The organism is Anabaenopsis arnoldii, from assembly GCF_028331025.1.
Classification (GTDB): Bacteria; Cyanobacteriota; Cyanobacteriia; order Cyanobacteriales; family Nostocaceae; genus Anabaenopsis; species Anabaenopsis arnoldii.
In genome coordinates this window covers 13938-38379 of the sequence record NZ_JAQMUH010000144.1, presented here as the reverse complement: position 1 = coordinate 38379, position 24442 = coordinate 13938, and the positions used below count along the sequence as shown (strand labels likewise).

The 24442-nt window shown below is 45.0% G+C and carries 23 protein-coding genes; 11 read left to right on the top strand and 12 right to left on the bottom strand.

Annotated features, from left to right (window positions below):
* The coding region (locus tag PN457_RS13080; protein ID WP_271733794.1) for an Ig-like domain-containing protein at positions 1–3003 on the top strand (3003 nt) is incomplete at its 5' end.
* Positions 3004–3144: 141 nt separating this feature from the next.
* Here PN457_RS13080 and PN457_RS13075 read toward each other — a convergent pair.
* Both PN457_RS13075 and purE read right to left on the bottom strand, forming a co-directional pair.
* Positions 3145–4101, bottom strand: a complete 957-nt coding sequence (locus PN457_RS13075; protein ID WP_271733793.1) for a hypothetical protein — start codon at positions 4099–4101, stop codon at positions 3145–3147.
* Positions 4102–4206: 105 nt separating this feature from the next.
* The gene (gene purE, locus PN457_RS13070) at positions 4207–4725 is read right to left on the bottom strand and encodes a 5-(carboxyamino)imidazole ribonucleotide mutase (protein ID WP_271733792.1); all 519 of its coding nucleotides are present in this window, start codon (positions 4723–4725) and stop codon (positions 4207–4209) included.
* Positions 4726–4867: 142 nt separating this feature from the next.
* Here purE and nagA point away from each other — a divergent pair, with 142 nt between their 5' ends.
* Positions 4868–6025, top strand: coding sequence for an N-acetylglucosamine-6-phosphate deacetylase (gene nagA / locus PN457_RS13065; RefSeq protein WP_271733791.1), 1158 nt, complete (start codon positions 4868–4870; stop codon positions 6023–6025).
* 19 nt (positions 6026–6044) lie between these two features.
* Here the strand turns inward: nagA and PN457_RS13060 are convergent, their stop codons facing one another.
* Positions 6045–8126, bottom strand: coding sequence for a cation:proton antiporter domain-containing protein (locus tag PN457_RS13060; RefSeq protein WP_271733790.1), 2082 nt, complete (start codon positions 8124–8126; stop codon positions 6045–6047).
* A gap of 427 nt (positions 8127–8553) precedes the next feature.
* Between PN457_RS13060 and bchM the strand changes: the two genes are divergently transcribed.
* From bchM to PN457_RS13045, 3 genes are all read left to right on the top strand, one after another.
* The gene (gene bchM / locus PN457_RS13055) at positions 8554–9240 is read left to right on the top strand and encodes a magnesium protoporphyrin IX methyltransferase (RefSeq protein ID WP_271733789.1); all 687 of its coding nucleotides are present in this window, start codon (positions 8554–8556) and stop codon (positions 9238–9240) included.
* Positions 9241–9381: 141 nt separating this feature from the next.
* Positions 9382–9870, top strand: coding sequence for a hypothetical protein (locus PN457_RS13050; protein ID WP_271733788.1), 489 nt, complete (start codon positions 9382–9384; stop codon positions 9868–9870).
* Between the two features lie 18 nt (positions 9871–9888).
* Entirely contained in the window at positions 9889–10269 is a 381-nt protein-coding gene (locus PN457_RS13045; RefSeq protein WP_271733787.1) for a DUF423 domain-containing protein, read from the top strand.
* Positions 10270–10421: 152 nt separating this feature from the next.
* On the opposite strand, the gene pruA is transcribed toward PN457_RS13045, so the two are convergent.
* Positions 10422–13400 carry an L-glutamate gamma-semialdehyde dehydrogenase gene (pruA, locus tag PN457_RS13040; RefSeq protein WP_271733786.1) on the bottom strand — a complete coding sequence of 993 codons (2979 nt, stop codon included), beginning with the start codon at positions 13398–13400 and terminating at the stop codon, positions 10422–10424.
* A gap of 166 nt (positions 13401–13566) precedes the next feature.
* On the opposite strand from pruA, the gene PN457_RS13035 reads away from it, so the two are divergent.
* The 6 genes from PN457_RS13035 to PN457_RS13010 all read left to right on the top strand — a co-directional run bounded on the left by PN457_RS13035 (position 13567) and on the right by PN457_RS13010 (position 18376).
* Positions 13567–14547, top strand: coding sequence for an SDR family NAD(P)-dependent oxidoreductase (locus PN457_RS13035; RefSeq protein WP_271733785.1), 981 nt, complete (start codon positions 13567–13569; stop codon positions 14545–14547).
* A 90-nt stretch (positions 14548–14637) separates the two neighbouring features.
* The gene (locus PN457_RS13030) at positions 14638–15483 is read left to right on the top strand and encodes a class I SAM-dependent methyltransferase (RefSeq protein ID WP_271733784.1); all 846 of its coding nucleotides are present in this window, start codon (positions 14638–14640) and stop codon (positions 15481–15483) included.
* Positions 15484–15576: 93 nt separating this feature from the next.
* Complete coding sequence (locus PN457_RS13025) at positions 15577–16215, top strand: hypothetical protein (RefSeq protein WP_200988262.1); 639 nt, start codon at positions 15577–15579, stop codon at positions 16213–16215.
* Positions 16216–16225: 10 nt separating this feature from the next.
* Complete coding sequence (locus PN457_RS13020) at positions 16226–17032, top strand: pentapeptide repeat-containing protein (RefSeq protein WP_271733783.1); 807 nt, start codon at positions 16226–16228, stop codon at positions 17030–17032.
* Positions 17033–17195: 163 nt separating this feature from the next.
* A complete protein-coding gene (locus PN457_RS13015; RefSeq protein ID WP_271733782.1) occupies positions 17196–18065 on the top strand; it encodes a DNA adenine methylase in 870 nt (289 codons plus the stop codon).
* Positions 18032–18376 (top strand): hypothetical protein, encoded by a 345-nt coding sequence (locus PN457_RS13010; RefSeq protein WP_271733781.1) that lies wholly within the window; start codon positions 18032–18034, stop codon positions 18374–18376. Before PN457_RS13015 ends, PN457_RS13010 begins: the two co-directional genes overlap by 34 nt.
* A gap of 102 nt (positions 18377–18478) precedes the next feature.
* On the opposite strand, the gene PN457_RS13005 is transcribed toward PN457_RS13010, so the two are convergent.
* The 8 genes from PN457_RS13005 to cpcA form a co-directional block, all read right to left on the bottom strand.
* Positions 18479–19246 carry a phycobilisome rod-core linker polypeptide gene (locus PN457_RS13005; RefSeq protein ID WP_271733780.1) on the bottom strand — a complete coding sequence of 256 codons (768 nt, stop codon included), beginning with the start codon at positions 19244–19246 and terminating at the stop codon, positions 18479–18481.
* A gap of 138 nt (positions 19247–19384) precedes the next feature.
* Entirely contained in the window at positions 19385–20128 is a 744-nt protein-coding gene (locus tag PN457_RS13000) for a phycobilisome rod-core linker polypeptide (protein ID WP_271733779.1), read from the bottom strand.
* Between the two features lie 143 nt (positions 20129–20271).
* On the bottom strand, positions 20272–21111 hold the full coding sequence (locus PN457_RS12995; protein WP_271733778.1) for a phycobilisome rod-core linker polypeptide: 840 nt from the start codon (positions 21109–21111) through the stop codon (positions 20272–20274).
* Positions 21112–21150: 39 nt separating this feature from the next.
* On the bottom strand, positions 21151–21750 hold the full coding sequence (locus PN457_RS12990; protein ID WP_271733777.1) for a HEAT repeat domain-containing protein: 600 nt from the start codon (positions 21748–21750) through the stop codon (positions 21151–21153).
* A gap of 11 nt (positions 21751–21761) precedes the next feature.
* Positions 21762–22592 (bottom strand): HEAT repeat domain-containing protein, encoded by an 831-nt coding sequence (locus PN457_RS12985; RefSeq protein WP_271733776.1) that lies wholly within the window; start codon positions 22590–22592, stop codon positions 21762–21764.
* 10 nt (positions 22593–22602) lie between these two features.
* Positions 22603–22845, bottom strand: coding sequence for a phycobilisome linker polypeptide (locus tag PN457_RS12980; RefSeq protein WP_271733775.1), 243 nt, complete (start codon positions 22843–22845; stop codon positions 22603–22605).
* A 38-nt stretch (positions 22846–22883) separates the two neighbouring features.
* A complete protein-coding gene (locus PN457_RS12975; protein ID WP_271733774.1) occupies positions 22884–23744 on the bottom strand; it encodes a phycobilisome linker polypeptide in 861 nt (286 codons plus the stop codon).
* Between the two features lie 186 nt (positions 23745–23930).
* Positions 23931–24422, bottom strand: a complete 492-nt coding sequence (cpcA, locus tag PN457_RS12970) for a phycocyanin subunit alpha (protein ID WP_271733773.1) — start codon at positions 24420–24422, stop codon at positions 23931–23933.
* Positions 24423–24442: the final 20 nt, after the last annotated feature.

The following is a 24442-nucleotide window of genomic DNA, read 5'->3' as shown; positions in this document are numbered from 1 at the left end:
GAACCAGAAGAAGCCTTTACCGTTACTTTGTCAGGTGCGACTAACAGCACCATTACCACAGCTACCGCTACGGGGACAATTCAAAATGATGATGTTCTCCCCAGCCTAGCGATCGCCCCCACTAATGCTACACGGGCTGAAGGTAATGAAGGACTCACCCCCTTTACCTTCACAGTTACCCGCACAGGGGACACCACAGATATAAGCACTGCTAACTGGGCGGTAACAGGTACAGGTGCCAACCCTGCTAACGCCGCCGACTTTGGCGGAACTCTCCCCACAGGTACAGTCACCTTTGCAGCAGGGGTTGAATCTCAAGTAATTACAGTCAATGTCAGTGGTGACACCGTAGTTGAACCAGAAGAAGCCTTTACCGTTACTTTGTCAGGTGCGACTAACAGCACCATTACCACAGCTACCGCTACGGGGACAATTCAAAATGATGATGTTCTCCCCAGCCTAGCGATCGCCCCTACTAATGCTACACGGGCTGAAGGTAACGCAGGTACTACCCCCTTCACCTTCACAGTTACCCGCACAGGGGACCGCACAGGTACAAGTAGTGCTAACTGGGCGGTAACAGGTACAGGTGCCAACGCTGCTAACGCCGCCGACTTTGGCGGAACTCTCCCCACAGGTACAGTCACCTTTGCAGCAGGGGTTGAATCTCAAGTAATTACAGTCAATGTCAGTGGTGATACGGTAGTTGAACCCAATGAAACCTTTACCGTCACTTTGTCTAACCCCAGTAACGCCACCATTACCACGGCTACTGCTACCGGGACAATTGAAAATGATGATGATGATGCACCCACAGTCACCATTACTAGTCAAGCAGTAGATGCCTCTCCCCGTGGAGATCAGGACTATCAGTTTCAAGTCCTCTACACCTTCACCTTCAGTGAACCAGTCACAGGCTTCGCTGCTGATGATATCACTGTCACCAATGGTACTAAGGGAACATTTACAGAAGTCCGTGGTACTGAGTACACGTTGCTAGTTGACACCAATGTAGTTAACCGTGATGCGCCTCGTGAAACAGGGTTAAGAGTTGATGTACGCGATCAAGCCGCCATTGGTATTATTAGTGGTAATCCCAGCGCTGCGGCTTCATTGCTAGCACCAGCAGCCCCTGTAATTGACTTGGTCGCGGTAGATGACATAGTTAACAGACGAGAAAAGCTCGATGGTTTTAACATCACCGGTACTGGTACACCAGGGGCAGAGATTATCGTCAGGTTTGACAGTGAGCCAAATAGTCAGAGACCTCGGAAACAAGCTACTGTACAGCCTGATGGCACATGGTCAATTGCTATTAACGACGGTGATGTGTCAGGGTTTACTGAGGGCGAAGAAGGCATCTTTGTTTATCAGAACTTGAATGACAATGTTAGCCCTCAAAGAAGTCGGTTTATTAACGTTGATACTGTACTACCCACGGTTACTATCACCAGAGAGCAAAATCTTAATGGGACTTTCCTCTACACCTTCACCTTCAATGAACCAGTCACGGACTTTACCGCAGAGGAGATACAAGTATTCAATGCTGCTAAGGCACAATTCAGCCAAGTTCTCGACAATCAATACACCTTAGTAGTCCTACCCGGTGAAAACTTTGAAGACCAGTTGTTGATAGGAGATTCAGTGGCATTGGATCTTGCCGGTAATCCGAGTCAGGGTGTTCTCAGAAATATAGGCGCTCCCGGACAAGACGGAGAAGACGGACAACCAGGTACTCCCGGACAACCAGGCGCACAAGGTCCCCAAGGTCCTCAAGGTCCCCAAGGTCCACAAGGTCCCCAAGGTCCCCAAGGTCCTGTAGGACAACCAGGTACTCCCGGACAACCAGGTACTCCCGGAGAACCAGGCGCACAGGGTCCACAAGGGCCACAAGGTCCTCAAGGTCCCCAAGGGCCAGACGGACAACCAGGCGCACAAGGTCCACAAGGTCCCCAAGGTCCTCAAGGTCCTGCAGGACAACCAGGTACTCCCGGACAACCAGGTACTCCCGGACAACCAGGTACTCCCGGACAACCAGGTACTGTAACTATCATCGACCCGAACACCGGAACACCTCTACAGCAACCCTTTGATACTGTCTTTAGATTCTCTGTCACCGGTGCAAGCCCCTCATCTCAGGTACTGGAGGTTGTGTTTGCGGACGGTAGAACTCAAAGTATTCTCACCACTCTGGGTGATGCCTCTGGCCTACCTGATGGTATTGGTTCTATCCTTAACGATCTCCAGTCAGGACTGATCAATATCTCCTCCGCGGATGGTAATGTGACGACGTTCCAATTGCGCCAGCTGGGAACTGGTACTATTACCCCCTTAACGATTGGTGAGGTTACAGCTAATGGTTTGACCCTGAGTGGTGGTGGCTTTAACATTGCTGCATCGGTTCTGGGCAGACCAGGAGATACAGAGACTGTAAAAATCTTTACTCAGAAGATTGAGTCCGCGAACGGTGAGGAACTAGAAGCGATTAGCCTCAACAACCTGGACACTTCGACTGTGACCGGGGATACAGTCACTGTTAAGGTGGATGCTACCCTGTACCGGGAAGCTGCTTTTGACAATCTAGTGGGCTTCTACTTGGCGGACAAAACTACAGGGGCTGTGGTTGATAAACTAACTGGTGACAGTATCGCTGAACTGGGCGATCGCAATGCCTATCTAAGTGCTGTGCGTGACAATGCATTATTGAGTGGTAGGGTTGGCAATAACCAAAGCACAAATTTAAGCAGTACCTTTGAAGTTAGCTCTAGTCTTGACTTGTCAGACTATGTGCTGCTACCATTCCTAGTAGCGAATGGTGACCTCAACTCAGTGAGTAATGATTTTAGTAACCTATTTGTCACCGGTGTAGATACTAACGTGTCAAACAGCAGCCAGATACAGTTGTTGGGTAACAATGTCTTCGGCTTTGAAGATATAGCCGGCGGCGGTGATAACGACTTTGATGACATGATTGCTCAGGTTCGAGGACTAAGCGTGGTATAAACTCGCAACCTGTCACAGCAGGTCTACGCCTACCTGTTTTGAGATGGCAGACCTGCTAACTAGGTCAACATAATTAGCAGATAGATATCCGTGCGAGTGTAACTTACAGTTACACTCGCATATCTACGTATGAGTTTAGTGCTATCTCTGTAAAAAATTAAAACTGTAACCAATACCAACAGCCAGAAGTGAGCCAGATTCAGTATTACTTAGAGCATCCCCATAGATCACCGCCACACTCAATGGTACGGTCTGCACAGGAATAAAGGAGGCTCCCAAATTCAACCCGCGACCGCTCCAGGCGGAACTTACGGCTACTTGGGGATGTACCTGGATACCCGCCCCCGCAATTACCCCAACGCCGGAATTAGAGTTAGAAAAGAAGGGAGCGCCGCCTAGACCCAAAGACAGGGTGACAGGTAAAGAATTATTAGGGCTTTGGGGTGTTAAAAGGTGATACGCACTAACTACACCATAAACACTAGAGGGAAATGTTCCCCCCGCGTCGTCACCATAGTTAGTAAAGTTATTCCATCCCACAGCTGCTGCTATTTGGGTGGTACTGTTAGAAACTAAGGAGCGATGTACTTTGGCATCAACTGAACCATTTTGGGCGAAGCTTCTAATACTCAGGTTATTGTAAATCACCTCTAAGCCTAGGGACTCTCTGGAGTTACCCAGGCCAAAACCAAGGGATGTACCGCCGTCAACCTCTGGTCTGACGTTATCAGAGGTTGACCCAGCAAGACTGATAAACATATCCCCCCAATTAGCGCCAAAAGCTGTGGGGATTCCAGCTGAGGCGGAAGGGGAATAGACCCGGCGCTGAATCACATCAAAAATAGGGGTAACTCTCAACTCCTGGCGTAGTTGGTCAGCAGACCTTTCGGGAGTTATCTGCTTAGTCCCGATACTGTCTACTAAGAGCATCTGTGCAGACTCCTGTGTGAGTTCTGAAGCAATTACCCCTAACTCAGACGTTGCTGTGACCGTGGGGGGGATATCAGGTAACCCAGCATGACTAGCGGTAGCTAAAAATGCTAGACTTCCTAAACTCAGACCCAGGGATCTGAAAAACCATAACTGATCACCTACCATGTAACTCCTCACTTTGGGGGTTTGAGTTGTTTCATTGATACTTTACCCCACTACTTTATACTTTGGTGGGTATGATTGTTACCCTGTTATAATTATACCTAAAGATTAACTTGATTGTTCTAAATATTGCTGATAACCCAACTGTTCTAGTTTGGCTTGCTTGTCCATGACTGATGCAGCTAGACTCTGGCGATACTCTTGAACCTGAGCAAGTAATTCTGGTTGGTGGGTAGCGAGAATTTGCACCGCTAACAGTCCGGCGTTTTTGGCGTTCCCTATGGCTACTGTGGCGACTGGGATACCGGCGGGCATTTGTACGATAGAATATAAGGAATCAATTCCTTGTAAGTTACGGGTAGCTACCGGAACCCCAATTACTGGCAATGGTGTTAAAGATGCTACCATACCGGGAAGATGGGCTGCACCCCCAGCACCAGCAATAATTACTTTAATACCTCTATGGTGAGCGGTTTGGGCATATTCAACCATGCGTTCTGGGGTGCGATGGGCAGAAACGATCGCCACTTCAGTTTCTATACCAAATTCGGCACAAACTGCGATCGCATCTTTCATAGTGGGTAAGTCGGAATCGCTACCCATGATAATACCAATAATAGGAGCCATATATTAATTGCTGTGAGAGGATGTTGTAAAAGTTATCATTAGTGTATCAAATCTTGTTTTACCCCACTTTCTCTGTTCCCCGTTCCCTGTTCCCCGTTCCCTGTTCCCCGTTCCCTGTTCCCTCTTCCCCCTCTTACTTATTATGAACACAGATAAATTTTTACCACCAGAGGTAGAGAATATAATTAATGCGCGAGTCCCTGGTTATGAAGGTTTACAGCGCATCTGTATTAACCATCAAGGGGTAGTTGAGGAAATTACCCCTATGATTCCAGGATTTTCTAGTTGTGGGTTTTCACTAGATGTCGGTGGTGATTGGATTTCTTTAGGTGGTGTTGATTTACAGATTAATGGTGCTTTAGGTTTAGCATTTCCGGAGTTAACCGGGGATAATTCCCATATATTGCCCAAGATATCCATTTTTTTAGAGGATATGGGCATAGATGGATATTTACCAACCTTAGTTACCACCTCAATAGATAATATACAGCGATCGCTGGGGATAATTGCCGATTTTAGCACCACTCAAAGGGTAGGTGCGAAGATTCTAGGAGTACATTTAGAGGGTCCATTTTTAAACTACCACAAGCGCGGCGCACACCCACAAGAATATTTACTACCTCTGACAATTGAGCAAGTCAAAAGAGTTTTGGGGGATTATGCCCAGATTGTCAAAGTGATCACCTTAGCCCCAGAATTAGACAGTACAGGGCAAGTAATACCCTATTTGCGTTCTTTGGGGATAATTGTCAGTTTAGGGCATTCCCTGGCGACAGCAGCCCAAGCAGAGGCGGCGTTTAACCAAGGGGCGACCATGGTAACCCATGCTTTTAACGCTATGCCCCCATTACACCACCGGGAACCGGGGTTACTAGGTGCTGCGATTACCCATCCTCATGTCATGTGTGGTTTTATTGCTGATGGTGAACACATTACACCCATGATGTTAGATATTCTCCTGCGCGCCAACCACCAAAAACTATTTTTAGTCAGTGATGCGCTCGCACCCCTGGGGTTACCCGATGGGGTGTATCCTTGGGACAGTAGGGAAATAGAAGTTAAAAACGGTACAGCAAGGTTAGCAGATGGGACTTTATCCGGGACAACTTTACCCTTGTTAGTGGGAGTGCAAAACTTGGTCAAGTGGGGAATTTGTGATGTGGGAGGTGCGATCGCCCTAGCTACTAATGCACCCAGACAAGCTCTAAATTTACCAGGAATAATTTCCCACCCCAAAACTGGTTTGTTACGTTGGCGTTGGGATGAAATTACCAAACAACTAACTTGGGAAAGATTATGAATTGTTGACAGAGCCGAAATCAAAGATGAGCTTCACCCAATAACACAATAGAACCGGTTAACTCTTCAATTACCTGAGTTGTGACTTGACTAACAGCTAATCCCCCTGTGGTACGATAACGTACGGAGCGTAACACCGCTAAATCAAATCCTTGGGCTTCCCTAACTATAGTTTGAGCAACATCATCATCTACAATAGTTCGGATATGTGTATTTACCTTTAAGTGACTTTTAGAGACAATTTCAGTTAATTGAGTTGTAAATTCTTCTACTAAATTAGTAGGGGTTTTGCTGTTAGAGACGTGTAATAGTACAACCTCCGACTGATTCACATCAGCCAACATTTCTGCAAACTTCCAAGCGCTGATAGTTTGAGGTCTTAAGTCGCCAATGGGGACAATAATTCTCTCAATTGTTTTCGGACTTTTTACCAGACGAGCTACCGCGACTGGACAGTGAGAAGACCAGAAAACACTATCAATCACATTACCAAATAATCTGGCACGTAAACCTGTGGTGCGAGACCAACCCATCACGACTAAATTAGCATTTTGTTCTCGACTGGTGCGACTAATTGCTAAAGCCATATCATCATCAATGCGAACTGCTGTAGAAACCTGAACATTAAACTCGGCGCTAATTTCCTCAGCTAGTTTCAACCTTTGCTGACTTTGCTCTAGTGATATTCCTAATTGGGGGTCATCCATGTGAACATGGGCTTTATTAATAGCTAATGGTAAAATTTTTCCAGACTGATGTTGAGCTATTAAAGCCGCCATTTCAATTAAGTAGCGTTGGTTGCGGGAGTTATGTATTGGTACTACGACAGTGAATGGATGCTGAGTTGGTTCTAGGGGTTGTGCGTCATGATGTTCCCACCAAGTTGCTAAACTTTCTGTTTCAAAGTCGGTTTGCGGTACTTGTAATAAAGCTGCAAATCGAGCGGTAATCAATGGTGCCACAATTGAAGTAACTACCATGAGGACAATTATACTATTTAAGACACCTTCACTAATGAGCCTTTCACCAGCAGGGTTTAAGGCTTGATAAGCAACCAAGGATGCTGCTAAGGTGGCGGCTACTTGTGGTAATGACAATGACCACATTGTCAGCATTTCTACATTACTGTAGCGGTAGATTAATTTGGTCAAAAATGCCGCTATAAATTTGCTGAAAATTAAAGCTGTGACAATTACTAATGTTAACCAAATAGAACCGAGAGTTTTGATAAAGGCGGGAATATTAATTAACAGTCCCATGTCTACAAAAAAACAAGGGATAAATAGGACGCTACCAATAAACTCAATTTTTTCTTTAACTGGACTACGTCCTACAACATCATTGACTGCTAAACCTGCTAAAAATGCACCCACAATTTTTTCAACTCCCACAATCTGCGCTCCTACAGATGCGAGAAATAAAGCCAATAATATGAAGAGAAATTGATTACTTTGTTCATCTCCCGAACGGCGAAAAAATTCTTTACCAGCCCAATCAAAACCAAACAGGACAATCACAGAGTAAATTGCTAGTCCACCTAATAGGGTTATTAAGCTCAGGGTAGAAAATTCTCCCCCATGAATTCCTACACAAATTGCTAATACTAATAAAGCAGCTGTGTCAGTGAAAATTGTCGCCCCTACTGTGACTGTGACTGCTTCATTCATCACCACTCCTAGACGGCTAACAATGGGATAAGCCAAGAGGGTATGGGAGGCGAGTAAAGAACCAATCAGTACAGAAGCATTCCAACTAAAGTTAAAAAATCTCCCGACTAAGATACCAGAAATTAAGGGTACTAAAAATGTTAATATTCCAAAGACAATTGAGCGATTTTTAGTTCTGCGAAATTGTTCTAAATCAATTTCCAAACCTGCGACAAACATTAAGTAAACTTTGCCGATATCCGAGAGTAAGTTAACGGTTTCTGAATCGGAATCTAAAAATTTTAGCCCATTTTGTCCTAACAATACACCTGCTACCAGCAACCCTACTAGTCCAGGTATTCGCAGTCGCTCAAATATAGGCGGAACTGTAAAAATTACTGTCAGCAGAATTGTAAATTGAATAATAGGACTGTCAGTTATAAAATTTGATGTCATTGCTAATCAATAAAGCTAAATGAGTAAATCAATTATGTATACTGTATACAGATATTTAAAAATCTCATGAAAAAATATGTTTTTGAATGTAGTGATGGCTGCAATTATATTGTATGATTATATCTTAATCTAAAAAAGCAGAAAAAACAAGAGAATGGGGGTTTAGTCAGATGATTGAGAAATAGAGAAGTGTCAATGAAAAACATCTAACCTACTCCTGGCTGTAATCAGCAGGCTTTTGCTGGAGATGAAGAAAAAATAGAATTTTATCTCTTGAATCTCCAAACAACCAGAGAAATCGGCTATTATCTATAGTTGGTTTGTCGTACATGAGGAAAAGAACTTCTAAAAAAAATCTTGTAGAGTATTCGAGGCCTTGGTATTAATGATAATTTTAAGGATTGGGAACACTTAAAGATTTAACTTTATGAACGTAGCTGACGATAAAACCATTGTTCGTGAGTATTTTAATTCTACAGGCTTTGACCGGTGGCGACGCATTTACGGGGATGGGGAAGTTAATAAAGTCCAGTTAGATATCCGCAATGGACACCAGCAAACCGTAGATACAGTTATTGGGTGGCTCAAAGATGATGGGAATTTATCAGAGTTATCAATCTGCGATGCTGGTTGTGGGGTAGGTAGTCTCAGCATCCCCTTGGCGGCAAATGGTGCTAAGATATACGCCAGCGATATTTCTGAGAAAATGGTCACGGAAGCTAAGGATAGAGCCTTGGCCACTTTGGAAAATGCCGAAAATACTACTTTCGCTGTTCAGGATTTAGAATCATTGAGTGGTAGTTACCACACTGTGATTTGCTTGGATGTTTTGATTCACTACCCCCAAGAAAAAGCCGATGAAATGATTTCTCATCTTTGTTCTTTAGCACAGTCAAGAATAATTATCAGTTTTGCGCCGAAAACCTGTGCTTTAAGTATACTCAAGAAAATTGGTAGTTTCTTTCCTGGACCGAGTAAAGCAACTCGCGCTTATCTCCACCGTGAGACTGATGTGGTGAAAATCCTGGAAAATAACGGCTTTGCAATCAAACGCCAAGCTATGACTAAAACTCGTTTTTATTACTCCCGTCTGCTAGAAGCAACCCGGAAATAAAATAGACAGATTTTACCTGAACTGCTGTTTTCAGGATTATGGTGGGTGAACCTGGCCTCACCCACCCGACTTGAACACCCTGGAAGCTTTTGACAACTCAAGCTAGAATCGCAAGCAAAGTTTAAAATCTGATGTGACACTATGAAAACTGCTGAAAAACTGGCTGCGGGTTGGTTATTGACACTGGGATTCATGTTTTTGACACTATCAGTTTCAGCGACACTTGAGAAAAAATCTGTCCTTAAGCCTATTTCCACAGGATATAATCAGGCTGTGGCAAAGGAGTTTATTAATCAACCTGCTGTTTATTACCTGGATAATACCGCCAGAAATGGGATGATCTTTGGTATACCCACAATGGTGTTAGGTGGTTGGTTAAGCTTGGGGTTATATCGTCAGAGCAAAAATGAGCAAAAAGCACTGCAGAAGCAACTAAGCGATCGCCTCCAATCCACTTTTTATCAAATGCTACAAGAAAATAACGGGCGCGTCACTGTTTTAGGCTTGGCGATGAATTGTCAACTACCAGCAGCTACAGCTAGAGAGTACTTAGATATCAAAGCTAAAGAATTCAATGGGGATTTTCAGGTCAGTGAAACAGGGGGGGTATCATATCATTTTGAGATCTAGAATCAATCATCATTAGCAATGGCACAAGTTTTTGTCAGCCTAGCTGCTGTTTTAGGCGGTTTATCCGTAGCCGCAGGTGCTTTCGCTGCTCATGCTTTGCGAGGTAAAATCAGTGAGCGATCGCTGGAAATTTTCGATACAGCCGCTCGTTATCAAATGTACCACGCTTTGGCACTTTTGTTAATAGCCTTACTAATTAGTCGTACAGCATCACCTCAACCCATGTTAGTAGCTAGTGGGTGGTTATTTATCATTGGTGTTGGCATTTTTTCCGGTAGCTTGTACGCACTGAGTGTAACTGGTTTGAAATACCTAGGCGCAATCACTCCCCTGGGTGGTGTGGCTTTCATTATTGGTTGGGGTATTTTGGCGGTTGCTGGTTCGGGTTTGAAGTTCTAAGAAGATGTTTGTCAAGTCATGATTAGTGTATCGAATATTATTTTACCCCAACCTCACCTTTCCCTTTATAAGGGAAAGGTGACTGGATTTGATTGTTTCGGTGTGTTGGGTGTGTTCCCTGTTCCCTTCAACAAAGATAATTTTTGATTTTTTTATTCAGCGCCGGGGATGGGTGCAAACCCTTGGCGTTGAATGTTTTCCGTCACTGTCCGCGGTTCTAAGAATTGCAGCAGATAATCAGGCCCTCCAGCTTTGGAACCTACCCCCGAAAGTTTGAAACCCCCAAAGGGTTGTCTGGCAACTATTGCACCTGTAATATTACGGTTAATATAGACATTTCCTACTTCCAGGTCTGTCTGTGCTTGTTGAATGTGGGAGGGTGTTCTAGAATATAGTCCCCCTGTGAGGGCGTAGTTGGTACTGTTAGCTACTGCCAAAGCTTGGGTAAAATCTTTGACCCTGATTACCGCCAGGACTGGACCAAATATCTCTTGTTGGGCGATAGTGGCATCGGGTGGTACTTCACTAAAAATGACTGGACCGATATAATACCCCTGTGTAGGTGCGGTCATTTCCAAGGCGACTTGGGCTTGTGTCTTACCTGTGGCAATATATGCCAAAATGCGATCGCGTGCTTGAGCATCTATTACCGGTCCAACTTGGGTACTAGGTAACTCTGTTGCTCCAATATTCAGGGATTTTGTCGCTGCTACTAACCTCTGGACAAAAGTATCATATATCGGTTCGAGTACAATTACCCGGGAACAGGCAGAACATTTTTGTCCACTGTAACCAAATGCTGACTGTACTACCCCCACAACAGCTTGATCTAAATCAGCGCTTTCGTCCACAATAATTGCATTCTTCCCCCCCATTTCTGCGATTACTCGCTTCATGTGCTTTTGTCCTGGTTTCAGGGTAGCTGCTTCTGCATAAATGCGACAACCCACCTCTTGAGAACCAGTAAAGGCAATGATATGAGTCTCAGGATGATTTACTAAGTAAGCACCTACTTGGGAGCCTTTACCTGGTAAGTATTGGAATACACCTTGAGGAATACCCGCCTCTACTAAGATTTCTGTGAATTTCGCAGTAATTACAGAGGAGGTTTCCGCCGGTTTGAGCAGAGTACAATTACCTGCAACTAGCGCCGCAACAGTCATACCACAGGCGATCGCTAAAGGGAAATTCCAGGGAGAAATCACCACTGCAATTCCCCTAGGTTGGTATATATAACGATTTGTCTCACCTGCTACGTCATAGTTTACACCTTTATCTAGGCGTTCCATCTCCTCAGCATAGTAAAGACAAAAATCTATAGCCTCGGAAACCTCTGCATCTGCTTCCTTAACAACCTTACCCACCTCCAAAACAATCCAAGCTGCAAGCTCAGACCGACGTAACTCCATCAAATCAGCCGCCTTCCTCACAATCCTAGCGCGTTCGTGTACTGGTGTTTTCCTCCATCCTGGAAACGCGGCCTTAGCAGCTTGCATCGCCTCTTCTGCTTGTGCCACACTAATTAAACCAACCCGACCTACTACCTCGCTAAAATTAGCAGGATTGACCGAATCAATTAACTCCTGAGTATTCACATACTCCCCATTCACCAAAGGTAAATAAACCCGACCCAACTGTTCGCGCACCCCAGCCAAAGCCGCAGTAAACATATTTCTGTGCTCCTCCTGTGCAAAATCCCTATCCGCAGCACCCAGAAACCCCCCTTCTTGTTTGCGCCTTTGGGCTTTGGCCTCAGACTCGACATTTGGGGGTGCTAACAACTCCTCAATGGGGCGATTCTCGAGATTTTGCCGCAAAAAGGAACTATTAGCTGTATTTTCCAACAACCGCCGAATTAAATACGCCATCCCCGGTAATAACTCACCATAGGGACAGTAAACCCGCACGCGATAACCTTGATTAACTAAGGCTTTAGCCAACTTATCCCCCATCCCATACAACACTTGCATTTCAAAGTGACGACGGGGGACATTTAAACTTTCGGCTATGGCAATAGCGCGAGCTTGCGATCGCACATTATGACTACCAATAGCAGTATAGACATATTGGTGATTTTCTAATAATAGCTGAGTAATGGCTTCAAAATTGGCATCTGTGGCGGCTTTATCGTTATAAACTGGCTGTGGCCAGTGTTTTTGTTCTGATTTAATAGTTTCCTGATCCCAATATGCACCCTTAACTAAACGCACTGTCAGGGGATAACCGCGCTGTTGTAACCAAGAAATTAACTTTTTCCCATCTTCTAGACTGTCACGCAGATATGCTTGGATGGTGACACCAATATCTGTACGTTGTCTAAACTCATCTTCTAAAAGTAACTTTTGCAGAATAGTTAAAGTTAAATCTTTGTAGGCGTACTGTTCCATGTCAAAATGCACAGCTGCCCCTAACTCTTGCGCCCGACGTAATAAAATCCGAATGCGATCGCTAACTTTCTCCTCACTTCCTTGAGGGTCTAAAGGGTCAAATTGGGAATAAAACGCTGTTAACTTGACAGAAACCTGAACTTGTGGTATAATATCGCCATCAGCTTCATCAATAGCCCGAATTACCCCCCAATTCTTTGATGCTTCTATTAGTTGTTGCATCAATTCTAGATAGCGTTCTAGATAAGACTGGGCTTCAGTTTCAGTAATGACCGCTTCACCGAGTAAATCAATGGTGAAAGCCATTTTTTCTTTTCGCAGTCGTTCAACTGTTTTGATAACCTGTTTAATATTCTCCCCAGAAATATATTTATGGGCTAAAGTTTCCACAGCCTTAGAAACAGTTGTCGCCGCAACTTGTCCCGGCATAGAATCAGGGTGAGCAAAATTCAACATCCCCTTGAGGGCTGAAGGTAATTCTACAGATTCTGCCCCCAAATATTCTTGCAAATGTGCGGCAATTTCTGATTTACTATGTAAAGCGGGTAATGTGTCGATAAAACGAAACAATTGTACCCGTAAACCGGGATTACTCATTGCCCAGGTTAGCAGCTGATCATCCCAGCGCATCTGATCGCGTAGGGAACCTAAAAACGAGCGATTTTCTTGGGTAGCGACCAGAAGCTGTCGAGCAACTTCTTGAGTTTTAGCTTCGTAGGTGCTGGTTTGGGCTTGTAATACCACTGATAACTCCTTTGTTGGCAACTTCGGGACTGGTGACCACCGGATCAGAGCTTTTTTCCTGCCCTGTTTTCTGCTATGGTAGATCCTAATCCCTCTTTTTAGAAGGTGAGATGATTCAGTTTGTTTCTAAACGGTAAAATCTCAGATACCCATAACATCTGTAATCATGAAAAATCTTGAGGGAAAAGTGACTTTAGTCACAGGTGCAAGCCGGGGAATTGGTAAGGGAATTGCTATTGCACTGGGTGAAGCTGGGGCAACTGTGTATATTACCGGACGCAGTTTAGATAATTCTGATACTGTGGGGGGAATTTCCGGGAATCTGAATCATACCCAAGCCGCAGTTGAGGAAGCCGGAGGTATATGTATTCCCGTCCAGGTAGATCATAGCAATGATCAGCAAGTGCGATCGCTGTTTGAACGCATCCAAGATGAGCAACATGGACAACTAGATTTACTGGTTAATAACGCCTTCTCAGGAGTCCAGTCTTTACGAGAGACTCAAGGAAAATCTTTCTGGGAGTGTGAACCTGAACTGTGGGATAATATTAATAATGTCGGTCTGCGTAGCCACTACGTCGCCAGCATTTTTGCAGCTCGGATGATGGTGCAACGTCGCCAGGGATTAATTTGTACTATTTCCTCTTGGGGGGGTATGTCCCCCATTTTCGGTGTCGCCTACGGAGTGGGTAAAGCCGCCTGTGACCGCCTGGTAGCTGATATGGCGGTGGAACTTAAACCCGATAATGTCGCCTCTGTTGACCTGTGGCCGGGGATTGTGGGTACTGAGCATATTTCCGCCTTAGCAGATGAGATAGGATCAGAAAATGTGACTGACCCTAGAAACTCAGTCTTTGTTGACCGTTATAACTGGGAAACTCCCTTATTAACAGGGCGAGTGATTGCGGCTTTGGCTGCTGATGCGAATATAATCCAGCGCACAGGAAAAGTGCAGATAGTGGCAGAACTAGCCCAACAATATGGAATTGTAGACGAACAAGGCGATCGCCCGGCATCCCTACGTTCCCTCAAGTTTATTATACCCGCAGCCTTACCCGGAATCAGAAAATACTCGAATTTCATCCCAGATATTAAAGTCCCCTGGTCAGTGCTACTACTAACCAGACTTAGCTCACCAAAAATATAACACTAATCCTTATATTAAACTGAGATTTGTAACACTTGTCACAGCCTAGGCAATCATGGTAAAAATTGGTATTAGTTTTAACGAAAGTAAATGACTAATCAGCCAAAAATTATCTTACCATATTTTGACCAGTTATTTGAGGGCTTTGAAAAGAAAAATACCGAAGTAATTACGGGATTTGGTCTTCATGTACATTGGGGTTATTGGGAGAATCCCCCCACAGCCGATGGTTCCGCAGAAGACTTCGCATTAGCAGCAGAAAATTTAACTCGCCGGGTGTGTGATGCGGGTGGCGCGGGAGATGGACAAAAGATTCTTGACTGTGGTTGTGGCTTCGGTGGTACAATTGCTAGTCTAAGCGATCGCTTTGAGAATTTACAGCTAGTTGGTTTAAATATTGACCCCCGCCAACTCGCTAGAGCTAAAGAACAAGTTCACCCCCAAAATCATAACCAGATAGAATTTATAGAAGGGGATGCTTGTCAACTACCCTTTGCAGATAGCTCCTTTAACCTAGTTCTGGCTGTTGAGTGTATCTTTCATTTTCCCAGTCGTCAAAGGTTTTTCCAAGAAGCATGGCGAGTTCTCAAACCAGAGGGAAAACTCGCCATCTGTGATTTTGTACCTCTCCAATTTGTCTATCCCTTCATGAAAATTGGCGGTAAATTGCTCAGTCCCTCCATTGGTAACACCTACGGACCTGTTGACAGCAGTTTCACCCTCAATGCTTATAGAAAACTTGCCCAAAGTACAGGTTTTACACCCATATTAGAGGAAGACATCACCCCTAATACCCTCCCAACCTATCCCCTCCTGAAGCGACTTCAGTCTGAGAGTGGTAATCAACAGTCAGCAAATTCCACAGCAGTTGCTGAATGGCTTAGTCGTTTAGGAATAGTCCGTTATGTGATTCTTTCCTATTGCAAGGATAAATGAGTAGGGATTGAGGGGTACTTAGGGTTATGGTAGTTTAGGATCACACTGATTTGCCAAACATAACTTTTATCCACATGACTGGAGAGCATCACCTTGGGAATAGAATTACGCAGTTTTGTATTTCTCGACAGCCTGCAACCTCAACATGCAGCCTATATGGGAACAGTAGCCCAAGGTTTTCTACCATTACCGGGGGATACATCACTGTGGATTGAAATTTCTCCGGGTATTGAAATTAATCGCATTACCGATGTAGCACTCAAATCCGCCTCCGTGCGTCCAGGAGTGCAGATAGTTGAACGACTATATGGTTTATTAGAAATTCATTCTAGCTCCCAAGGAGAAACCCGCGCTGCGGGTCAAGCGATTTTAGCAACACTAGGAGTGAAAAAAGAGGAATGTCTAAAACCCCGTGTAGTTTCTAACCAGATTATCCGCAACATCGATGCTTACCAGACCCAGTTAATTAATCGTACACGGCGAGGACAGCTACTGCTTGCAGGACAAACACTATATGTATTAGAAGTTCAGCCCGCAGCTTACGCCGCCCTAGCGGCTAATGAAGCCGAGAAAGCCGCCGGAATTAATATCCTGGAAGTGCAAGCTGTAGGAAGTTTTGGACGGTTGTATTTAGGTGGTGCGGAACAGGATATCCTCGCAGGTGCGGCCGGAGCATTAGCAGCGATTGAAAATGTCCCCGGTCGCCCCAACCCCCAAAGTGTGAATGAGTAAAGGAGCAAAAATGGCAAATCAAGAGCATCTGGCCTTACTCAAAGCAGGTGCAGTGACATGGATAGAATGGAAACAGCAAAATCCCCTGGTGAAAGTAGATATTAGCGCCGCCAACTTACAAGGAAACAACCTCAGAGGCGCTCACCTCCAAGGGGTGAACTTAAATAAAGTCAATTTAAGTCATGCTTTACTGGTGCGAGCCAACCTGAGTCATGCTGACCTCAGTGGCGCTAACCTGCACCAAGCCAAGCTGATAGAAGCTAATCTCATGGCGGCTAACTTGACCGTAGCTAATTTGAGCGGTGCTACACTTACCCAAGCGGATTTAAGTGATGCTCATCTGATTGGGGCTGACTTGAGTGGTGCAAATCTGGAAGGGTCGATCATTGCTGAGGCTAACCTAATTGGAACTGACCTCACAGACGCTAACTTTAGAGATGGTGATTTAGGTAAGGCGCAGTTAATCAGAGCTAACCTGAGTTTTGCAAATTTCATTGCAGCGAATTTAATTGCTGCTGATTTAAGTGAAGCTAATTTATACAACGCCCAATTAAACGGAACTTATCTTTATCAAGCTAACTTTTACAAATCTAATTTACACCAAACTCACCTGAGTGGAGCTTACCTATTACGAGCCAACCTCAGTGAAGCTAATTTGACCGGTGCTAATTTGACATGGGCTAATTTAACAGGGGCTAATTTAGCAGGGGCTAATTTAACAGGGGCTAATTTGAGGGGTGCTAAACTCCAAAATGCTCACCTCAAGGGTGCTATTCTCAAAGACACAATTATGCCGGATTCGTATAAGTGTGATTAGCCAAAATTCACATCAAAGCCATCGGTTGATTCTCTCAATCAAACATCAGTACCAAGATACACAAATGTTTCAGGCGATCGCTATAATTTAAGTTACATATAGAATTTGTAAATTATTTAGCATAAGCACCACTTTTGGAACACTCTATTAGAGGTCGGCTCTGATGGCAAAAAAAATTGCATTTGGTTGGTATGGTGGTAAGTACAGTCATTTAGACTGGCTTTTGCCATTGTTGCCCAAAACGACTCACTATTGCGAACCGTTTGGGGGTTCTGCAGCGGTGTTGTTAAACCGGGAGCCTGCACCTGTGGAAACCTATAATGATATTGATGGGCAGCTAGTTAACTTCTTTCGGGTGTTACGTGACCAAAAAGATGAACTTATCCAGGCTATTGGGTTAACACCATTTTCCCGTGAAGAATTTCACATTGCCATTAGTAATGATCACGAAGGTGTATCAGATTTAGAAAGGGCTAGACGATTTTTTGTCCGGGCGCGACAAGTAAGAACAGGGTTGGCACAAACCGCCAGTGTCGGACGATGGGCACATTGTAAACTCACTAGCAGGGCTGGAATGGCTGGTGCAGTTTCTCGGTGGCTCGGTAGTGTTGAGCATCTACCAGAAATTGTGCAACGGTTGCTGCGTGTGCAAATTGAAAACGACCAAGCAACTGATATTATTCAACGGTACGATAGTCCAGAAACTTTATTTTACTGTGATCCTCCGTACCCTCACGATTCCCGTGGGGATAGCAAAGCTTACGCTTATGAAATGACCGATGACGAACATCGACAATTGGCAGGGGTTTTGCGTTCAGTTAAAGGTAAGGTTGCCCTTTCAGGCTATGATTGTACGTTGATGCAGCAACTTTATGATGATTGGAACTGCATCAAAGCGCCCCTGAAGCATTGCCATTCCGTCAAGGAGTTACGGCAAGAAATACTTTGGGTAAATTATGACTTGCCAATTTCCACCCTCACTATTCAAGAAATAGCTCCATGTCCACCACCCCACCAGCTATCCTTGATGTAGCCTTGCAAATAGCCGAAGCATCAAATCAAGCCCTTGTAACTGACCCCAGCATCGCTGAAAAAATCGATTATGTATCGCGCTATGTAGGTAATCGTGCTGTGGTTCGTTTGTTACTTGCCTGCTCTTTAGCAGCAATTCACCGTCCGGATGTCGATATCCGCAAGCCTTACACTGAAATAGGCACACCAGATGCTTACTCTGGGCGCTACTACGATGAACGTTATATAGGCTTTTTTGGCTTTGAGACAAGCTGCCGAAAGTGCAAGGGAGTTTTGAGGAGTCAACAGCTACTGGGTCTAGTTTCCACTTAACATAACGCCAAAGTCCCAGAAAAACTGTAAACCCGTCGTCACATGAAGCCAAAAACCAGACCCAGTATAAAATTTGAGTTTTAGACAGTTAGATATTTAATCTTAGCGTCTACTACCACTACGGTAGGGAACCGCATTGAGATAATCAATATCAAATGCAGAAAGCTTTTGCGCATAGTTGCCTTTAGCACCAACTGCTGCTGCCATATCAGCATATTTGCGGGGGTCACCTTCTGCCAGGCGTTTTTCTTGGAATTTGCGGGTATAGAACTTCTCCAAGGTGAAGCGCCAATCGGTCTGAACCGTACCGGCTTTTTCTTGGAAGTCTTCGCCGTAACGAGGTGTGACCAAGTTGTGGGGACGACCTTCCATGCGTTTGCGCTGGTAGGGTACGATATTATCGCCAAAGTTTTGGGTATATTCGTCACTATCTACTAAAGCATCCACAAAGCCGCCAAAACCCTTGGTAGCAATGACAATTGACCAAGCAATTTGTTCATCTTTGTTATAGGAAGCACGGCCTAATAAACGCTTCAGGGTGATGTCTACTAAACGGTAGTTGTTGTTGACACTGACAACTAAACGATAGAATGCTTCAGACTTAGCTAAACCTCTGATGAAGTCACGCACAGATAAAGCACCGGTTTTGAGTTGAGATTCCAGAGTTTTTTGGCGGTTGAACTTGAGAATTTCATGTTCACTGAAGACTTGGCGATAAGCAGCCCAAATGATGCTCTGGATATCAGTGTAAGAACTGACATCTTCAATCCGGTAGATATATGGTGTATCTTCATTCTGGTCAGCTACACCAAAGCTGCTGACTCGGTTATTTTGGGTGGTGGGTTTGTACTGAAGTAATGGCACAGACATACTGGGTTCTTCCTCTGATTAATTATTAAACAAAAAGCTAGCTGGGAAAATTCAAGGAGGCCTGATTCCCTATGTTATTGTCCCGCATTATGTTGATAGATACAGCTGATTGGGCAGCAATTTACTATCAACAGGTATTTATCCCAGGGGGAAATTGGCGCTGGAATTGATGGAGATGGGTATACCTTGGGGTTTGGTATCCCTTGTCATGTCGGGAATTTGGATGCTAGCTAGGTTAACTGGTGTAAATTTGAGTGTCTTAATTTCAATGGAATTAGCTAATTCCATAAAGTTCTTGATGTCCCCTGCTTTATAGCGGGCTTCTTCCAATTTGTCGCGCCAGTAATTACCGTAGCGGGGTGTGACTAAATTAAAAGGTCTATCTTTGTAGCGCCGGCGTTGGTAGGGAACTATGTTGTCGCCAAAGTTGCTTTGATACTCTTGAGAGTCGATTAAAGCATCGACAAAACCATCCCAACCCAGGGTAGCTATTTTGATTGACCAAGCAATTTCTTCGTCTTTGTTGTAGGAAGCACGACCTAAGAGGCGTTTGAGGGCAATTTCCACAAGACGATAGTTAGAGTTAGTCTCTACTACCAAATTCCGAAAGGCTTCGGACTTAGCCAAACCCCGGATCAAGTCGCGCACAGTAATAGCTCTATTCTTGACCTGAGATTCCAGGTTAGTTTGGCGATAAAACTTGAGGATTTCATGCTCACTAAAAACCTGGCGATAAGCGGCCCAAATTAATTCTTGGAACTCACTATCAACAGAGCAGTCTTCGCTGCGGTAAATCCTGGGAGTATCCTCATTGGGGACTTCGTAACCAGCAACGCGCTGGTTTTGGGAACTAGGTTTGTATTGTAATAAAGGAATTGTCATTACAGTTGCTAATATTCAATGATCAATTGTATGGGTCCTAACTACGGACTGCAATTTTCCCAGAGATCACATAAATCAAGTGTGTGATCTCTGTCCATGGGTGGTTTATACTCCTATGGATCGAGCCATGACAAACTCATGCCTTAATTCGTGGGATTTCCGGGAATATAACGATAAGGTAGAGCAACAGCTACAGGTTTGACAGTGGGTTGAGGCGTACCGACTTCGCGGGAGTTGTCGGGAATCTTGATATCTTTGATTTGGGAGGTGACGGTAGCCACTGTTCTTTGATAGTTACGTTCGCCAGTGATCATTTTCCCGGCCATGTCCATGAAATTGGCAGGAATCACCCGACGAATCTCCTGTTTACTAGCAACCCCTGTGGTGCGGGCGGTGTAGAAGGAACGACCACCCAAAGATTCTAACATCATGCGATCGCGCCAGTAGGAACCGTAGCGGGGATTAACTAAGTTAAAGGGTCTGTCTTTATACCGACGGCGTTGGTAAGGAACAATATCATCACCAAAGTTCTGAAGATATTCTTCACTGTCTAACAGGGTATCGATGAAACCGTGTAAACCTTTAGTACCAATCACAATTGACCAAGCAATTTCTTCATCTTTGTTGTAAGCGGCCCGTCCCAAAAACCGCTTTAAGGTGATGTCAACTAAGCGGTAGTTGGTGTTGATATCTGCTACTTGTGTGCGGTAGACTTCGGACTTACCCAGACCCCGGATAAAATCACGGACGTTAATTGAGCGATTGCGCAGTTGGGATTCCAGGAACTTCTGGCGGTTGCTGGCAATAATTAAGTGTTCGCTGAAGATTTGCCGATATGCTGCCCAAATAATGGCATCAATATCTTTATCTGAGGTAGCATCTGACAAGCGATAAATGGTTGGTGTGTCTTCGTTGGGTACTTCGTACCCTTCTACACGTTGATTCTGGGTGGTAAGCGCATAATTTAGCAGTGGTATTGACATATTTACTTTTTTCCTGTTTTATGATATTGGAGGCATGAGTTATGAAATGGCTAGTTGCACACGAGCGCGAATTGCCTTTTCGTCGTCAGTAGTTAACATCTGCTGGAGTCTGGTGTGGATGGGGGGCTGCAAATCGGGGATTTGAGCCAAAGCCTGTAGACCGACTACCGCAGCGTAACGGATTGACCATTCTGAGTCTTGGGAAATCAACAGCAAGGTTTCTAAAGCTTTTTTTAATGCTGTCTCCCGGTGGGGGGAGTTAAGTTGATGCCAATGTAAATTTCCCAGACCCTGAGCCGCAGCCCGGCGAACACTGGGAGCAAAGTCTGTGGCTGCTGCTGTGATTAAAACGTCTAATGCACGGGGGTCGCCGATCGCCGCTAAGGTGCGAATAGAATAAGCCCGTGCGCCGTAGTTATAATCGTCAATCTGGGATAACAGTTGTGGTACTGCTGTTGCTCCCATAGCTGTTAGTGCAGCCACGGCCACTGTTGCAGCTGTGGGGTTGTTATAACCAAATACTGCGATTAATGTGGGAATGGCAGCAACATCTGGGACTGCTGCCAAGTTTTTTACTGCCGCCACCATTTTTTCTGGTGTATCTGCCAGGGCGACGGCACGGATTAGTTCATCAGTCACGTCGCGCTAGTTCACAAAAGTGAATCCATTAAGTTCATCACCTGGATGGCATGGTCAGAAACGGATAGGGCTTCTGACTCTGGGGTGAGTTGATGCTCTAGCAATCCTTTAAGGGCCATGAGTTTAAAGCTATTTTCTGCCTTGGTGCTGGCGATCGCCTCCGCTGCTCCTATGTAGCCAATTGCGCCCAAATCTCCTAAGACCAGGCGGCGCAACTTCAGGTCTTCACTAGACAACATTTTTACTAACCTCTCCCCATAAATGGGGTCTTGTGTTAGTTGGTACATTGCTCTAGCTGCGGCACAGTTTACTCCTGGGACTTCATGCTCTAAAAACGGTGAAATCAAAGAAATAGCCTCAGTTGCACCAATAGCTCCCAAGGCTTCTATTACCGCTTCATAGGGCTGGTTGAGATGAGGGCGGCCGGGTACTTGCACTGCCTCGGCTACACCTCCAGCTAGCATTTTCATGAGTGCGGGTGCTGCAGTTTTCTCCCGCAGTTTTTGCAAAGATTGGGCTGCTGCTTCCCGCACATAAAAATCAGGGCATTCCAAGCACTTAATTAACCCTGGTATAGCTGTATTATCACCTAACTTCCCCAATGCTCTGGCTGCGTTGCGCCGCAGTGGATAACCTCCCATTTCTGTTCTGTCAGCTTCATCCTCTAAGGCTGCAATCAAGGCATTGATCACATCTGGGTGGCGGACGCGAAATTTACCCAGCCACCAAGCTGCGTAATAGCGCAGACTTAAATCTGATGATTGCAGGTTAGCCAGTGCTAACTCTGGTGTCAACTGAGGCGCGGTTTCTGCTGAATATTCTGACGCAGTGGGTTCTCTCATTGCCAGGATATTAGTTTTCTATGGCGCTCAATGGGGAAATATTGATGATTTTGCCACCTAGGCGGTTAATCCGTTGCATTTCTTCATTCATCCGACTGTATGGCACTGTGATAAACACACTACCACTGCGACGGATATCGAATTTATTCTTGTCAGTTTCTGCGTTTTGGCGCAAGCCTACAACTTCATAACGAAATACTCGGCTGGCCGATGAAGAAACGCTACCGCCCCCAAGTGTGGTTTGACCGAACATTACTGCTATATCTCCTGTACGATGTGAGTAACCCTACCTTAAGCTGAGGTGATGCTGACAATTTTGCCGCCTTGTCGGTGGATTTGCTGAATCTTGTCAGAAAGTCGCTCGTAAGGTACGATAATTGCTGTACTGCTCCGTCTAATACTGGGATAACCAGGGCCACGGATTGCTGTTACTTCAATGCGGTAGACGCGATCGCCCGTACCCACTGCATTTCCTAAAGCCTTTTTGGGAGCCACATCTGAAGCAGCACGGAAATTCCAGTTATCGTTGCTGCCTGATGGCCCTACAATTGAAGAGGCTTTATTGCTAGCTAAATCCTGGGCTAAACGGGATTTAGCACCTTCTACCTGAGCGCGATCGCTGTTGGCATAACCCCGGTATAAGCGGAATAGACGGGTAAAGCCTACTGTTTTTTGCCCTGGTTGGGTTTCAAACCCACGATAATATGGGACAATATGATCACCGAAGTTATTTTGGTACTCTGGTGAGTCAATGTAGGAGTCAATTTCCGCGTCGTAGCCTTGGCTCTGGTACAAATCTAAGTGGTAAGCCACCTCTGATTCATCATAGGGGGCGCGACCCAGGAGATGTTTGTAGTTAAGTTCGATTAACCTGGTTTGGAAATTGGGATAAAAAAACTTAGTTTTGTAGAGTTCTGACTTGGCAACGCTGCGGACAAACTCCCGCACTGTCAGGTTACCATCTCGCAGGAGTGATTCAGCGCTTACCAGACGTTCCGACGCCATCAAATAGTCGTTACCCAAAACCTGCCGATAAACAGCCCGGATTACAACTTCAACTTCATCTTTGCTGGCATTGGGGCGCAGTTCTAATCGAGGTGCATCACTAAAAGGCTCTGTTCCTAGCCTGGATGCTGCTGCTGTAATTGCCATTTTGCTTCACCTGTTGATTTGCATTTCGGCTATTTTTACCGAGTGCCGAGTTTACTAAAGCTTTCCAATAAAACTTTGCCCGGAGCCAGATCCAACTGCTAGATGAGTCAGAACGGTTTTTTGGTTAACCTCAAAGCGTGACTCACTCCATCCAGAAATTGCATCCTTCCCCGGGCAAGAGACTATCTAGCTTAATGCGTTGATAGCATAGTCAAAGTAGGTATTAGCTTCGTTAGCAGCTTGTCCACTCAAACCATGATTAGCTTTCATGTATTTGATTGCTTCAACGTACCAGCTGGGGGACAAATCAAAGGAGCTGTTGATTTCAGCCAAGCCAGCAATCAAAAACTCATCCATGGGTCCAGTACCACCAGCAACTAAGCTGTAAGTAACAATGCGTAGGTAGTGACCGACATCACGAGCGCACTTAGCCTTACCACGGCTGTCAGCAGCAAACTGAGGCCCTGGTGTTTGGGTGGTGTAGGGGAATTTTTGGTATACAGCTTGGGTAGCACCATCAATCAAGCTTTGGGCGTTAGAGGTCAACGCGCGAGCAGCTTCCATGCTAGCAATAGCACGAACATAACGACCGTTAACTGCTTGTAGTTCGGTGTTGCTTAAGAAACGTCCTTGGGTATCCGCAGATGCGATCGCTTCGGTAATTGGTGTTTTAACCATCTTCTAAAATCTCCTTCGTA